Annotated in this window: 10 protein-coding genes; 3 read left to right on the top strand and 7 right to left on the bottom strand. The window is 73.7% G+C overall.

Annotated elements, in window-relative coordinates:
- Positions 1 to 52: 52 nt before the first annotated feature.
- Positions 53 to 700: a LuxR C-terminal-related transcriptional regulator gene (locus ACGFNI_RS28145; RefSeq protein WP_393687474.1), complete on the bottom strand. Its 648-nt coding sequence runs from the start codon at positions 698 to 700 to the stop codon at positions 53 to 55.
- Complete coding sequence (locus ACGFNI_RS28140) at positions 685 to 1941, bottom strand: sensor histidine kinase (RefSeq protein ID WP_393687473.1); 1257 nt, start codon at positions 1939 to 1941, stop codon at positions 685 to 687. Before ACGFNI_RS28140 ends, ACGFNI_RS28145 begins: the two co-directional genes overlap by 16 nt.
- Before the next feature lie 338 nt (positions 1942 to 2279).
- Between ACGFNI_RS28140 and ACGFNI_RS28135 the strand changes: the two genes are divergently transcribed.
- Positions 2280 to 2720: a hypothetical protein gene (locus ACGFNI_RS28135; RefSeq protein ID WP_393687472.1), complete on the top strand. Its 441-nt coding sequence runs from the start codon at positions 2280 to 2282 to the stop codon at positions 2718 to 2720.
- A gap of 67 nt (positions 2721 to 2787) precedes the next feature.
- Here the strand turns inward: ACGFNI_RS28135 and ACGFNI_RS28130 are convergent, their stop codons facing one another.
- From ACGFNI_RS28130 to ACGFNI_RS28110, 5 genes are all read right to left on the bottom strand, one after another.
- On the bottom strand, positions 2788 to 4113 hold the full coding sequence (locus ACGFNI_RS28130) for a hypothetical protein (protein ID WP_393687471.1): 1326 nt from the start codon (positions 4111 to 4113) through the stop codon (positions 2788 to 2790).
- A complete protein-coding gene (locus tag ACGFNI_RS28125) occupies positions 4103 to 6328 on the bottom strand; it encodes a hypothetical protein (RefSeq protein WP_393687470.1) in 2226 nt (741 codons plus the stop codon). Before ACGFNI_RS28125 ends, ACGFNI_RS28130 begins: the two co-directional genes overlap by 11 nt.
- 106 nt (positions 6329 to 6434) lie before the next feature.
- On the bottom strand, positions 6435 to 8054 hold the full coding sequence (locus ACGFNI_RS28120) for a transporter (protein ID WP_393687469.1): 1620 nt from the start codon (positions 8052 to 8054) through the stop codon (positions 6435 to 6437).
- Positions 8051 to 8926 carry an ABC transporter ATP-binding protein gene (locus ACGFNI_RS28115; protein ID WP_393687468.1) on the bottom strand — a complete coding sequence of 292 codons (876 nt, stop codon included), beginning with the start codon at positions 8924 to 8926 and terminating at the stop codon, positions 8051 to 8053. The genes ACGFNI_RS28120 and ACGFNI_RS28115 overlap by 4 nt, the downstream gene beginning before the upstream one ends.
- Positions 8927 to 9058: 132 nt before the next feature.
- Positions 9059 to 9730, bottom strand: coding sequence for a bifunctional DNA primase/polymerase (locus tag ACGFNI_RS28110; RefSeq protein ID WP_393687467.1), 672 nt, complete (start codon positions 9728 to 9730; stop codon positions 9059 to 9061).
- A gap of 468 nt (positions 9731 to 10198) precedes the next feature.
- Between ACGFNI_RS28110 and ACGFNI_RS28105 the strand changes: the two genes are divergently transcribed.
- On the top strand, positions 10199 to 11590 hold the full coding sequence (locus ACGFNI_RS28105) for a transcriptional regulator (RefSeq protein WP_393687466.1): 1392 nt from the start codon (positions 10199 to 10201) through the stop codon (positions 11588 to 11590).
- A gap of 181 nt (positions 11591 to 11771) precedes the next feature.
- On the top strand, positions 11772 to 13676 hold the full coding sequence (locus ACGFNI_RS28100; RefSeq protein WP_393687465.1) for a hypothetical protein: 1905 nt from the start codon (positions 11772 to 11774) through the stop codon (positions 13674 to 13676).
- Positions 13677 to 13698: the final 22 nt, after the last annotated feature.

Below are 13698 nucleotides of genomic sequence, written 5' to 3'. Positions count from 1 at the left end.
CGTTCGTGGGCCGCGCGGCCTGCCGGGCCCGGAACCGGGTCCGGCAGGCGCGTCAGGGCTCGTTCAGGTAGGCGAGGACCGCGCGGACGCGGCGGTTGCTGTTGTCGTCGTCGGTGATGCCGAGCTTGCCGAACAGCGAGGTGGTGTACTTGCTGATGGCGCTTTCGCTGAGGAAGAGCCGCCGGCCGATGGCCTGGTTGGACAGCCCTTCGGCCATGAGGGCGAGCACGGAGTTCTCGCGTTCGGTGAGCTGCCCGAGCCGCCGGTTCGACGGTCCGCTGGAGAGCAGTTTGGCGATGACGGCCGGGTCCATGGCGGTCCCGCCACCAGCGACGCGTTCCAGTGCGTCGATGAACTGATCGGCGTGGAACACACTCTCCTTGAGGAGATAGCCGATGCCGCCGGCGCCGTCGGCCAGCAGCTCGCGGGCATAGAGCTGCTCGACGTGCTGAGAGAGGATCAGGACCGGCAGTCCCGGGAGTTGGCCGCGGGCGGCGAGCGCCGCGCGCAGTCCCTCGTCCGACTGCGTCGGCGGCATGCGGACGTCGACGAGGGACACGTCAGGCCGCCAGGTCAGCAGCGCGTCGAGGGTCTCGGGTCCGGTGGCCGCCGTCGCCACCACCTGGTGTCCGTACGCCTCGATGAGGCGGACCATCCCGTCCCGCAGGAGGTAGAGGTCTTCCGCTACAACGATGCGCATGGCACCACCATCTTCACGTGAGTCGGCCCGCCTGCCGGGCTGGTGACCTCCAGGGTGCCGTCGAAGACCGCGAGGCGGCGGCGCAGCCCCGCAAGTCCGCCACCGGCTCGCACGCAGGCCCCGCCCCGGCCGTCGTCCTCGATGTCGACGACGATGCCGGTGCCGTCCCGGGAGATGGCGATCCCCGCCCGGGTCGCCTGCGCGTGCTTGACCGCGTTGGTCACCAGTTCCGCGATGCCGAAGTACACGGCGGACTCGATCGGCGGGTCCACCCGCAGCTGAACATCGGCGCTGACCGTCACTTCGAGCGGGCTGTCCAGGGCAAAGGCGCGCACGGCGTCGATGAGTCCGCGCTCGTTCAGCACCGGGGGGTTGATGCCCTTGACCAGTTCGCGCAGCTCGGTCAGTGATGTGGCGGCGCCCGCCCGCGCCTCCCGCATCAGCGCCCTGGCCTGGTCGGGGTCGGTTTCCAGCAGCTTCTCCGCGGTCGCCAAGGAGAGCCCGAGCGCGACCAGGCGGGCCTGCGCTCCGTCGTGCAGGTCCCGCTCGATCCGGCGGATCTCGGCGGCCTGCGCGATCGTCGTGTCCGCGCGCTGGGCCGTCAGTTCGTCCACCCGGTCCGCCAGCGCCATCGCGGACGACGCGCCCAGGAAGCGGACGGCCACCGGCCCGGCGGACCGCCAGGCGTACGGGGCGCAGCCGAAGGACACGGCCAGGCAGAGCGCCCCGGCAAGACGCATGGAGAGCGTCGGCTGGGCGAACCCGATGACCGCCGCCACGACCCCGGCCGGCGGGACGGCCGCGAGCACGCCCACGGTGACCGGCGCGATCCCCGTGAACCGCAGATCACGCCACGTCGCGGGGTCGCTCCAGCGGAGCCGCCACCGCTGCTCCCGGTGGGCGTCCCGGCTGCTGCGCGAGTAGGAGAAACCGTTCCACCAGTACCCGGTGGACATCCGCACCACCGGCGGAGCCTGCCGGTATCCGGCGGGAATGACGGTGCCCTGCCACTTCGCGACGAGGGAACGGAACACCCGGCAGACCACACGGGACAGGGCGAACGTGCCCAGAGACGCCCACACGAACGTCGGTATGCACAACCACGGGTTTCCCAGCCACCGGACCGGCAGCGCCACGGCGGCGACCCACACGGCCGGGATCAGCATGCTGACGACCGCCAGCACGCACCCGCGCACGAATCCCACGCAGGCATCCGCGACCCACGACCTCATCTGTCGCATGACCCTTCCTTCTCCTTCATCACCCCGGCCCCTTGGCACTCGTGCCTTCCACGGTGCGCCGGTCCGGCCGGTCCTGCCGGTGCGCCGGTCCGGCCGGTCCTGCCGGTGCGCCGGTCCGGCCGGTCCTGCCGGTGCGCCGGTCCGGCCGGTCCTGCCGGTCCGGCCGGTACGGCTCGGTGAAACCACTTTGCACCGCTCCGAGCCCGCCACCCCACGGATCGGCTCAGTAGTGGGTCTGGCCCCACCACCCCGTACGTCCACGCCCATACCGCGCCGTCCACGGGATTCCTAACGTCGATGCCACACCGAAGATCACCAGGGATGAGAGAGACAGAGACATGGAAACCGTCAGCCACACCAAGACCGGGACCGACCACCTCAGCCGGCCGCACACCCAACGGGCCTTCGGCAAGGCGAAGATGCTCGTCGCGGTCTACGGCGCGCTCAGCGCCGCAGTCCTCATCACCGTCGCCGTCCTCGCGCTCACCGGGCACCCGGTGACCTCGTTCCTCTGGGGCCGGTCCGCCGGAGTGCTCGCGAGCGCCGCGGTGACCTACTGGCTGACCGTCCTCGCCGCACGGGGAGCGCGGTGGGCCTACCAGCGGGTGCGCATCATCTCGGTCGTCATGCCGCTCGCGATCGTTGCCGTGGACCTGATCCCCGGTATCTGCCCGGCGTGGTTCGCCGTGGCGCAGGCCACCTGCGCCCTCGCCCTCGCCGCAACTGCCTTCCTCGTCAACGGATCCATACTGCGTGCCGCCTTCGCCACGTCACGCTGACCCCTCGGTTCGTCGGGACCGGACGAGGGACCGCTCCGGCCGCGGGCGCACGCGCCGTCGGCCGCCGCTACCCCAACGTCCGGGTGAAGTCGCCGCGTTGGACCCGGGCGGTGAGGGAATCCTCCGTGGGCGCGGCGGCGAGCAGCGAGCCGTAGCCGGTGGCGGCCCAGAGGCTGCGGTCGGCGGGGGCCTCGAAGTACGGGACGGGGCGGCCGTCGGCGTGGTCCGTGAGGACCTCCGGGGCGCGGCGGGCCCGTACGGCGCGTATGCAGCCCTCGCAGGCGGCCACCCGCAGCTGTTCGCGGCGGCCGAGCGGGCGCCAGGGTATGCGGCGGGCTGCCGGGCCGTGCAGCGGGTGGAAGAAGCACAGCGGCAGCGGGTCCTGGTCGTGCGCGAGCGCCGCCCGGCCCTCGGCTATCAGCGCGAACACCCCGGCCAGGTCCGGCACGCCCCGCGAGCGGTCCAGCACCGTGCCGGCCGCCGCATAGGCGTCTAGGGCCCGCTCGATGGCCGTCGGCTCGCCCCGGGCGGCGCGCGCCTCCTCGCCGAGCCGCACCACTTCTTCGGCGGCGCGGTCCCGCAGTCCGGACTCGTCGGCACGGCGGGCCGCTGCGAACACCGAGCGCGGCAGCGCGAACGGCGTGGACAGGTCCCGCAGCCGGGAACGGCGCCGCAACAGCAGCCCGGCCGCGGCGATCAGCAGCAGCGGCCCGGCCACCAGGGTGAGTATCCGCGTGACGGGCGAACCGGAGGAACGGGCACCCGTGCCCTCCTTGCCGTCGGCAGGCGCGCCGGGGGAGTTGAGGTCGGCGATGGCCTTCTCGTACTCCTTCTCGCCGTCGCCCGCCTCGATGATGTCGATCGCGCGCTCGATCCGGCGGGCCGTGCCCGCGTGGTCCATGTCGTCCTGATGGAAGACCGCGGAGGCGGCCCGCTCGGCCTGATGCGCGCCGCTCGGCCACTCCTTGGCGGCGATGTCGTCGTGCAACTCGCCGAGCGTGATGATGATGGCCGGGTCGTTGCCCATCCGGTCGTGGACCACGTCGGCAAGCTGTCCGGGATCGCCGCCCCAGCTGTCCCCTTCGACCAGCGGCACCAGCACGACGCGGATCGGCAGCTTCGTGCCGCGGATCCGGGCGGCCAGCTTCTTCTGCTCGGCCGTGCCGACCGCCGACGCCAGTGACGGATCGACGTAGACGGGGGAGGTGCGCAGCGCCTCGGCGATCTTCTGCCCCGGACTCTCGGCGGCTGCCCCCGGGGCCGCCGCGCACCAGACGAGGGACGCCGACGCGACGGCGAGCGCGGCGGCGGTACGCAGCGGACGGCGCACGGCGGGCCGCACGCGGTGCGGGGCCGCGGGCCGCGCGGGGTGGTGGCGGGGGTCAGTGAACACCGAAGTACTCCCGTACATCGCGGGTGAGTTGATCGATTCCTGTGCCGTCGGCGAGCGCGGCCAGCGGCCCGGGGACGGCGGAATACGGGACATGGCCGGCCCGGCCCGCGTCCGGCGTGGGGCCCAGCCGCAGCACCTTCCCCGGGACGCCGCGGCACGCCGCGCACACCGGCAGCGAGCGGGCCCGGCCGCTGCCCGGCGGGCGTATCCGGCGGGTGCCGTGCGCGACGCCGTGCAGCGGGTTGCGGTGGCACAGCTGCTGCGGGGCGGCCGGACCCGCGACGGCCGCCCGGCCCGCCAGGGCCAGCGCGATGGCGCAGGCGAGGGAGGCCGGTGGGGCATCCGCGTCGATCCGGCCGTCGCTGTCGCCGTCGATCAGCAGGGCCGCGGCGTCCAGGCACTCCCACGCCTGGCGCCGGGACCGCTCGGGCAGCCCGGACACGGTCTCCAGCGCGGCGGTGAGAGCGTCGACCTCCTGCCTGGCGGTGCGCCGCAGCCACGCCGTCGAGGGTTCGTCGGGTGCATCGGGCGGCGTCGGCGCGCCGGGCGCCGCGGCGGAACCCGCGCGGCGCCCGACGCGGCGGACGATGACGCCGCCCGCCATCCGTCCCAGCGCCACCAGTCCGAGCACCGCGACCGCGAGGAGTGCGCCGATCAGCAGCCCGGGGCCGAAGTCCGTGGCGAACAGGCCGGGCAGCGCCTGCTCATCGACCGGGTCATCGGCGGGCTCCGGCGCATACGGCACGCTGCCCGCCTCGGCGGGCGGGGACTTGGCGACGTAGCCGAGCAGCTTGTCGAGCCGGGAGCCCAGGGCGTGGTCTTCGGACGAGGTGAAGGAGAGGTACTGCGGGCGCTTGTCGAGGTACGGGGTGCTGACCGGTGCGCCGTAGTTGGCGACGTCGATGGAGCCGGACAGCGGGTCGGCGACGACGAGCACGGCGTCCCGGCGCAGCCGGTCGTGCAGCGACTTGGCGAACAGCTCGGCGTCGCCGCCCGATTCGTCATCGGACAGGCTCGGGACCGCCGCGATCAGCACCGGGACGTGCAGTGCGACGAGATGCTCCCGCAGCCGGGCGCGCTCGGCGGTGCCGAGCACCGGTTCGCTCTCCGGATCGGTGTAGAGCGGGTCGCGGCGCAGCCCGGCGGCCACCCGGTCGGTGCGGGCCCTCATGTCGGCGGCGGTGGGGTGTGAACCGTCCCCGGATGTGCGCTCGTCGAAGACCTGCGATGCGGTGAAGGCGAGTGCGCCGGAGAGGGCGAGCGCCGCCAGCAGGAGTCCGGCGGTCGAGGCGCGGGCCCACCTGGCGGTCCGGCCGCGGTCCGGCTGCGTGGCGGGCGCCGGCCCGCGGCCCGGCCTGCCGTCCGCGGCGCCTGGTTTGCCGTCCGCGGCGCCCGGTTTGCGCAGGGTGACACCGGACGCGGCAGGTCCCCGTCCGCCGCGCGCCGCCGGGATCCGCTCCGCGGCGGCGGGCGTGTGGCGCAGCCGTCTCCTGCGGCGGACGTATCCCACCACGAGCAGGGCGGAGAGCGGGATTCCGGTGATCGCGATGCCCGAGACGAAGCTCTGGTTCCTGCGGTCGGTGAGGCCGATGTGCAGCTTCGGCGGCTCGGACGAGTCGTCGCCGCCGTACTCGGCGCGGGCGGCCACGTACCGCTCGTGGGCCTTCCCTGAGGCGAGCACGTCGACGAAGTAGTGGAAGGACTCGCGTGGCGTGGCGTCGTACGACAGGCCGTAGAGCGTCGCGCGGGCGGCGTCCTTGGCGCCGGGCAGATCGACGCCGTACGTCTGTACCTGCGGCATTCCGGGGCCGCTCACCACCACGTACAGGCCCGCGCGGCCCAGCCGGTCGTGCACCCCGGCGATGAACCCGGCGCCGTCGACGCTCAGCGCCGCGTCGGGCATCACCATGACGTACACGGGGACGCCCAGGCGTTTGGCCTGCGCGGCGAAATCGGGGGCGGTCGAGCGGGGGACCTCGCGAGGCATCTGGTCGCTGATGTAGACCGGGTTCTTCCGCAGCTGCCCGGCGACGTACGCGGTCCTGCCGGGCGGCGCGTCAGCGGAGGGTGTGACGGCCGCCGAGGCCCGCGCCTGGGCCCCGGCGGCAGGACCCGCGGCGTGGGCCGCACCGCCGGCCAACAGCACCGCCAGCCAGCCCATGACCAGCACACCCGCACATCGCCGCACGGCCCCCACCACCCCTCGTTCGGACACACATGACGCTACCGCCCGCGTCCGACACCCGCCCGAGCCTGTGGATAACTTCCCGGCAACGCCCCGCCGCCAGGCCGGATGCGCCCGCCGCCCCGGCCGGAACGGCTCAGCCCTTGCTGACCGCGGCCAGGATCTCCGGCAGCCGCCTGACCACCCGGGGAGCCGCCACCCGCAGCCCCAACTGCGCGGCCCCCACGCCGTAGAGCGCACCGATCGGCAGCAGCACCCACAACAGGTCGTGCTTCCCCGCGACGTGCAGCCAGATGGTCAGTGCCAGCAGCGGCAGGCTCAGGACCGTGCCCACCAGCACGCCGCCGAACAGGCTGAACCACGCGATGGACGCCTGCCCCGGCGCGACGCTCTTGTTGCCTTCGGACGGAATGGAGTACGGGAACAGCGCCGATGAGAGCGCGCCCGTCGCCACCAGCGCGCCCAGCAGGGCCAGCGACAGGCCGTAGACCTCCAGGAAGGAGGACCAGTCGTCGAGGAACGCCGCGGTGCCGATCACGACCAGCGTCACGTACGGCGTCGCCACCAGGCTCAACGCGAGGGCGCGCGCCCGCAGTTCCAAATAGGCGTCCCGCGGCGTGGCGATGGCCGACGCGACCATCCAGAACGCCGAGGTGTCCTGCCCGAACTGGTTGTACATCTGCATGCCGAGCAGCGCGGACGCCGAGAACGCGGTGTAGATCGAGCCGTTCCCCTGCACCGAATACACCACGGGCACCAGCAGACCCACGCCGATCGATGTCGCCCAGGACATCTTCGACTTGGGATCGCGCCACGCGTAGCGCAGCGTCCGCAGCATGACCGTGCCCGTACGGCCGCCCGGAAGCAGCCGGGCAGGTCCGCGCACCTTGCCGTCCGAAACCCGCCCGCTGTCCTTCTCCACGGCCTGGAGGGTCGACGAATCGGGGGACGTCATCAGGGTGGTCAGGGTCCGCTGCCACCACCACAGGAGCAGCACCAGCGCCAGCACCGTCAGCGCGAGCCCCGCCGCCGCCCGGCCGTACGCCCCGTGCCCGGCGTCCTCGACGGCGCTCACCGCCGAGGCCGGCGGCACCCAGCGCAGCACGTCGCCCAGCGGCTCCAGTACGGACAGCCCGTCCGGACTCCCCAGCTTCTGGGCGGCGATGTTGACACCCTGGCCGCCGATCGCGATGAACAGGCCGCTCAGCACGGCGAGATCGCGGCCCCTGCGGCTGGTCAGCAGCCGCACCGATGCCGTCGCGACGGCCCGCGCCAGCGCGACGCACACCAGCACCACCAGGGCCACGGCGAGCACCGCGACGACCGCGGCGACCGTGCCGTCGGCCACCGCAACGGCCGCACCCGCCGTCAGCGCGAGGGTGACGAACGGGCCGATACCGACCAGCGAAGCCGTCAGCAGCGAGACGATCAGCGGCCGGGGCCGCAGCGGCAGCATCACAAGACGCGTCGGGTCCAGCGTCTCGTCACCGGAAGGGAAGAACAGCGGCATGACCGCCCACCCCAGGGTGAGGATCCCGGTGAGCAGCACGGCCAGCGCGCCGACGTGCGCATTGCCGCGCAGCGCGACAAGACCCACCACCACGGCCGCCGCGAACAGCAGGCCGACCACGATGGACGCGATGTAGGCGGCGGTACGGCCGGGCGACTGCCGCAGGCCGTTGCGCAGCAGGGACAGCTTCAGCCGGACGAACAGCGGCGTGAGCGCCGGTCCTCCGGTCAGGGATTCGGTGCTCATCGGGCGCCGCCACCCAGCCAGTCGAGGTTCTGCCCGGCACGCCTGCGGCCGGCGCCGACCAGTTCGAGGAACGCCTCCTGGAGCGAGGGGGCTTCGCCGCGTACCTCGGCGAGCGTGCCCTGCGCCCGGATGCGTCCGGCGGCGATCACCGCCACCCAGTCGCACAGCGACTCGACCAGCTCCATCACATGGCTGGAGAAGATCACCGTCGCCCCGGATGAGGTGTAGCGCTCCAGGACGCCGCGGATGGTCTGCGCCGACACCGGGTCGACACCCTCGAACGGCTCGTCGAGGAAGAGGATCTCGGGGTTGTGCAGCAGCGCGGCGGCCAGCCCGATCTTCTTGCGCATACCGGTCGAGTAGTCGACGACCAGCTTGTTCTGCGAGCCGGAGAGATCGAGTACGTCAAGGAGCTGGGCCGCACGCTTGTCGACCTCGTCGCCGGGCAGCCCCCGCAACCGCCCGATGTAGCCAAGGAGTTCGCGCCCCGACAGCCGCTCGAAGAGCCGCAGCCCCTCGGGCAGCACCCCGATCCGGGACTTGACCGCCACCGGGTCCTGCCAGACGTCGTGCCCGCCGATCTCGACCTGCCCGGAATCCGGCCGCAGCAGCCCTGTCACCATCGACAACGTCGTGGTCTTGCCGGCGCCGTTGGGCCCGACGAGCCCGATGAACCGGCCGGCCGGCAGCGTCAGATCGATGCCGGCGACGGCGACCTGGGTGCCGAACCGCTTCGTGAGGCCCTGGATCCGTACGGCGGGCGGCGCGGTCGTGCCGCCACCGGTTCGCCCCGCCGCACCACTTGGCGCCGCACCGGCCCGTCCCCCGTCGCCCTCGGCCCGCCCCGTGTTCTGCTCCGGCTCGTTCGTCACCGGCCCCGCCCTTCGACGTCCCCGCAGGGGCCGTACGTGCCCCCGTCGGCGTCCCACGATACGGGCGGGGTGGTGCTCGGGCCGGGGAGCCTGCGCCCGCAGCTACAGGTGGACGGGGGCGCTGTCAGGGGCTCAGCGGGCCGGGCCGGCCGACCCGTCGCGCGAGCACGCGTAGGCGAGCTGGCTGATCAGCTCCTCGGCGTCCGGCAGCCAGCGGTTGGCCGATGTGGGGCGCCGCGCCCACTGGACCGCGCCGTGCGCCCCGATACGGGTCGGCGGCGCCGCGATGTACTCGCCCTCGCCGCGGCAGATCAGATCCAGCGTGGCCGGCTGGCGGCCCAGGCCACGGATCAGCGAGTGCACCTTCGTCCCGGCACCGGGAAGGACGAGGAAGAGCATCCGGCGCCCCGGGGTGCGGGTCACCGGGCCCAGCGGCACGTCCATCCGTTCCATCCGGGCCAGCGCCAGGCAGCCCGCGGTCTCCGGCACGTCGAGCGCCTCGAACGAACGGCCCGTCGGCAGCAGGATCGACGCCCGCGGCTCCTTCGCCCACATCCGGCGGACGGCGGGAGCGCTGCCGCTGGCCTGGCCCGCCCAGTCGGCGGCGACGGGGTGCGCGCCGGGCGCCGCGCAGTCGGTGGCCCCGCACGAGCACCGCAGCGACCGGCCGTTGTCCTCCAGCCAGGCACCGGCGAACACGTCCCAATGCCGGTCCTCCGCGTACCGCGCCGCGATGTCGGGCAGCTGCTCGCCGCGCTGCGTCGGGATCTGTACGGCTTCGGTGACTCCGATGGTCTTGTTCACACCGGGGTCAACTCTCCTTGACGCCAAGGGTTACGGCGAAACGTGCTCCTCCCGGCGCATCGTCTGTGCACGTGGGGCGCATGGGAGCACCGGTGGGGGCGCGTATGCGGGAGTGACACCGGAAGCGGGTAGCCACCCGCGTGCCGGGCGGAGGGGCCGCCCGGCGGCAGCCGCGCCGTGCACCAGGGCCGCACCCAGGGCGCCGCGGCGGCGTCGAAATCCCGCAACACCGCGCGCCACCACCTCTTTTCATCGTTCACCACCGCGGCAGGTACGCGAGCCGGCACCGAGCGAGCACCTCGCGCGGGATGCGGCAGGGGCAGGGGAGCCCCGTACATCCCGGGCATCGCTCGCATCACACTTATCGCTCGTATCCGGTGTGTCTCGGATATCCGGGATATCTGTGGGGAATTGATCGGGGTCAATGGCGTTCGACGGTGAACGCGCAGCAGCAACAGGGGGTACAGCATGGCCGCAAGGCCACTCGTCGCGCGGCAGCCCAATGAGAGGCTGCAGGCGCTCATCCAGGAAGCCGCCTGCTCCAACGCCGGGCTCGCCCGCCGCGTCAACATGTGCGGCGCCGAACACGGCCTCGACCTGAGGTACGACAAGACCTCGGTGGCCCGTTGGCTGCGCGGACAGCAGCCGCGCGGCCGGGCCCCGGCCATCATCGCCGAGTCGCTGGGCCGCAAGCTCGGCCGCACGGTCACCATCGACGAGATCGGGATGGCGGACGGCAAGAACCTGGCGTCCGGTGTGGGGCTCCAGTTCTCGCCGACCGTGGTCGGCGCGATCGAGCAGGTCTGCGAACTGTGGCGCAGCGATGTCGGCCGCCGCGACTTCCTCAGCGGCTCGACGGTCGCGGCGTCCGCGCTCGTGGAACCCAGCCGTGACTGGCTGATCAGCGGTGCGGACGCCCAGGTCGCCCGCAGCGCGGGGGCACGGGTCGGGCTCGCCGACGTCGAAGCGGTACGCGCCATGACCACGGCGCTCGGCGAACTCGACCACCAATTCGGCAGCGGACACGTCAGGCCGGTCGTCGTCCACTACCTCAACAGCGTGGTGTCAGGACTGCTCGCCGGTTCGTACCGGGAATCCGTCGGACGCGAACTGTTCGCCGCCGTCGCGCGGTTGACGGAACTGGCCGGCTACATGGCCGTCGACACCGGCCAGGCCGGGCTCGCCCAGCGCTACTACATCCAGGCGCTGCGCCTGGCGCAGGCGGCGGGCGACCGCGGCTACGGCGGCTACGTGCTGGCCGCGAGCATGAGCCACCTCGCCGCGTCACTGGGCAACCCGCGGGAGATCTCCCAGCTCGCGCGGGCCGCTCAGGAAGGCGCGCGCGGGCAGGTCACGCCGCGCGCCGAGGCGATGTTCTGCGCCGCGGAGGCGCGCGGGCACGCGCTGATGGGGGACGGCCGGGCTTTCCAGGCGGTCGCCGCGCACGCGCTGACCGCGATGGAATGCGCCGAAGGAAAACCCGACTCCGGGGACGATCCGGACTGGATCCGGCATTTCGCCCCGGCGTATCTGGCCGATGAACTCGCCCACTGCCACCGCGACCTGGGCCAGGCCGCCGCGGCAGGCGCCCGCGCGCAGGAGGCGCTGGACGGGCATCCGCCGGGCCGGGCCCGCCGCCGCGCCATCGGACTCGTCCTGCTGGCCGGCTCCCAGGTGCAGCAACGCGAGGTCGAGCTGGCCTGCCAAACGGCCACCCGGGCCGTCGAGTTGCTCGGCGGGCTGCGCTCGCACCGCGGCACGGAGTACCTCGACGAGTTCCAGCAGCGGCTCGAACCGTACCGGGACGAGCCGGTGGTGAGGGAATTCGGCGCCCGGCTGGAGCTGCGCGCGGTGGCATGACACGGGGCGGGCCGGGGCCGGGCGGTACCGCCCGGGGCCCGGCCGCCCGTTCCCACCACGCGAGCCGGGCCCGTGACGCCCCGGGCGGGCGGGGTGGTGACCAGGGGACGTGGTCGAACGTTGCTGCGACCCGGTAGCGTGAGCCGACGATTCCGTAGGTCAGCAGAGGGTAGGAGTCCCGGTGACGCAGAGCGGACAGGGTCACGACCCGCAGGATTCTGCGGCCGGTCCCGCGCGAGAGGGTGTGGTGCTGCCCGCCAACGGTGAGCCGTGGGTGCCGTCCCCGCAGGCCGCACCGCCGGCCGGCCAGCCCTGGGGCCAGCCTTGGGGCCCCGACCAGCAGGCCCCCCAGCAGCCGTACGGCCAGGGGCAGGCCCAGGATCACGGCCAGTCCCAGGGATACGGCCAGGACTACGGCCGGGCGCCGCAGCCGCAGCAGCCGTACCAGCAGCCGCAGCAGCCCCAGCAGGGCATGGCCTTCCCCTCGTTGCAGGCGGACCCGCCGCCCCTGCCGCCCGCCATGCCGCCGCAGGCCCCGATGCAGCCCCAGGCGCCCGGGACGCAGATACCCCCGCAGCCCGCCGCCCCGATGCCGCCCGCCGCGGGCGACGCCGAGGCGACCGCCCTGATACCTCCCTTCGGGACGCAGGGGATGCCCGCGCAGGGCGGCCCAGGCGCGGCCCCGTCCGGTGCGCTGCCGCCCGAGGGGCAGTCACTCGGCGGACAGCAGAGTTTCGGCGGACAACAGGGTTACGGACAGCAGCCGCCGCAGCCCTACGGACAGCAGCCGTACGCCCCGCAACAGCCGTACGGACAGCCGCAACAGCTTCAGCAGCCGCACGCGGCGCAGCAGCCGCCGTCGGGCCAGTTGGAGAAGGCCGCCCCGCAGCCCGCCGCCCCGATGCCGCCCGCCACGGGCGACGCCGATGCGACCGCCCTCATCCCGCCCGTCGGCGCGCACGGCGGCCCGCCCGGCGCCGCGCCGCTGCCGCCCGAGAACTCCGCGCGGCCCGAAACCCCCGGCGAATCCACGCAGATGCTGCGGAGCGTCAAGCCGCCCAAGAACCGCGTGACCGGCCACGGGCAGCAGCCCCCGCAGCCGCCGGCCGGTGCGCCGGACGGCTCCGAGGCGACGCAGCTGATCCCGCCGGTCGGCCCCGGCGCCCCGCCGCCCGCCGCGCCCTTCGGCGCACCGCCCGGAGCCCCGGCCGACCGCCCGACACCCGCCGAGTTCGACGGGCTCTTCCGCACGGATTCCGGCACCGCGGGCCGTCCGGGTGACGTACCGGACGCCACCGCCCAGCTGCCGCGCTTCGACGACCAGGCCCCGCCGCCGTACGGCCGGCCGGGCCCCGGGCAGCAGGGATACGCGCCGCAGAACTTCCCCCCGCAGGGCGGCGGTTACGAGCCGCAGCCCTCGTATGACGACGACGGGTCGGGCGGGCGGCGCAAGCGGCTGGCCCCGGTCGCGATCGTGGGCATCATCGTCGTCGTGCTGGCGGGCGCCGGGCTCGGCGTCGGCTGGGCGCTCAGCGGCGGCGACAGCGCCGAGGCCGCGAAGAAGAAGGACACCGGCGGCTCGTCCGAGCAGGCACCCGAGGAGAAGCCGGAGCCGAAGCCGACCGTCGACCCGGCGCAGGAACAGGCCAAGAAGCTCGACGCGCTGCTCGGCGACAGCAACAACAGCCGCTCCGCCGTGGTCAACGCGGTCCAGAGCATCCGCGGCTGCGACAAGCTCGGCGAGTCGGCCAAGGCCCTGAAGTCCGCGGCGGCCCAGCGCAACGACCTGGTCACCCGGCTCCAGCAGCTGCCCGTCGACAAGATCCCGCAGCACGCGGAGCTGACCGCGGCGCTGACCTCCGCGTGGAAGTCGTCCGCCGCAGCCGACAACCACTACGCGGCCTGGGCCGGTCAGGTCGGCGGCAAGAAGGGCTGCCACAAGGGCCACGCCCGTAACACCAAGCAGACCGCGCAGGCCACCGCGGCCAGTGGCACCGCGACCAAGTCCAAGGAGCAGGCGGCCAAGATCTGGAACCCGATCGCGCAGAAGTACGGGCTGACGGCGCGCAAGCCCGGCGATCTCTGATCCGGCGGCAGGACGCGCCGCC

Source organism: Streptomyces sp. NPDC048644, from assembly GCF_043199105.1.
GTDB lineage: Bacteria > Actinomycetota > Actinomycetes > Streptomycetales > Streptomycetaceae > Streptomyces.
Note: the sequence above shows the minus strand (reverse complement) of the source record. Positions and strands in the feature narration are given on the sequence as shown.

Bases quoted from the DNA above. Each gene is read 5' to 3' on its own strand.
- ACGFNI_RS28145 (WP_393687474.1), bottom strand. From the start codon at position 700: ATGCGCATCGTTGTAGCGGAAGACCTCTACCTCCTGCGGGACGGGATG.
- ACGFNI_RS28140 (WP_393687473.1), bottom strand. From the start codon at position 1,941: ATGCGACAGATGAGGTCGTGGGTCGCGGATGCCTGCGTGGGATTCGTG.
- ACGFNI_RS28135 (WP_393687472.1), top strand. From the start codon at position 2,280: ATGGAAACCGTCAGCCACACCAAGACCGGGACCGACCACCTCAGCCGG.
- ACGFNI_RS28120 (WP_393687469.1), bottom strand. From the start codon at position 8,054: ATGAGCACCGAATCCCTGACCGGAGGACCGGCGCTCACGCCGCTGTTC.
- ACGFNI_RS28105 (WP_393687466.1), top strand. From the start codon at position 10,199: ATGGCCGCAAGGCCACTCGTCGCGCGGCAGCCCAATGAGAGGCTGCAG.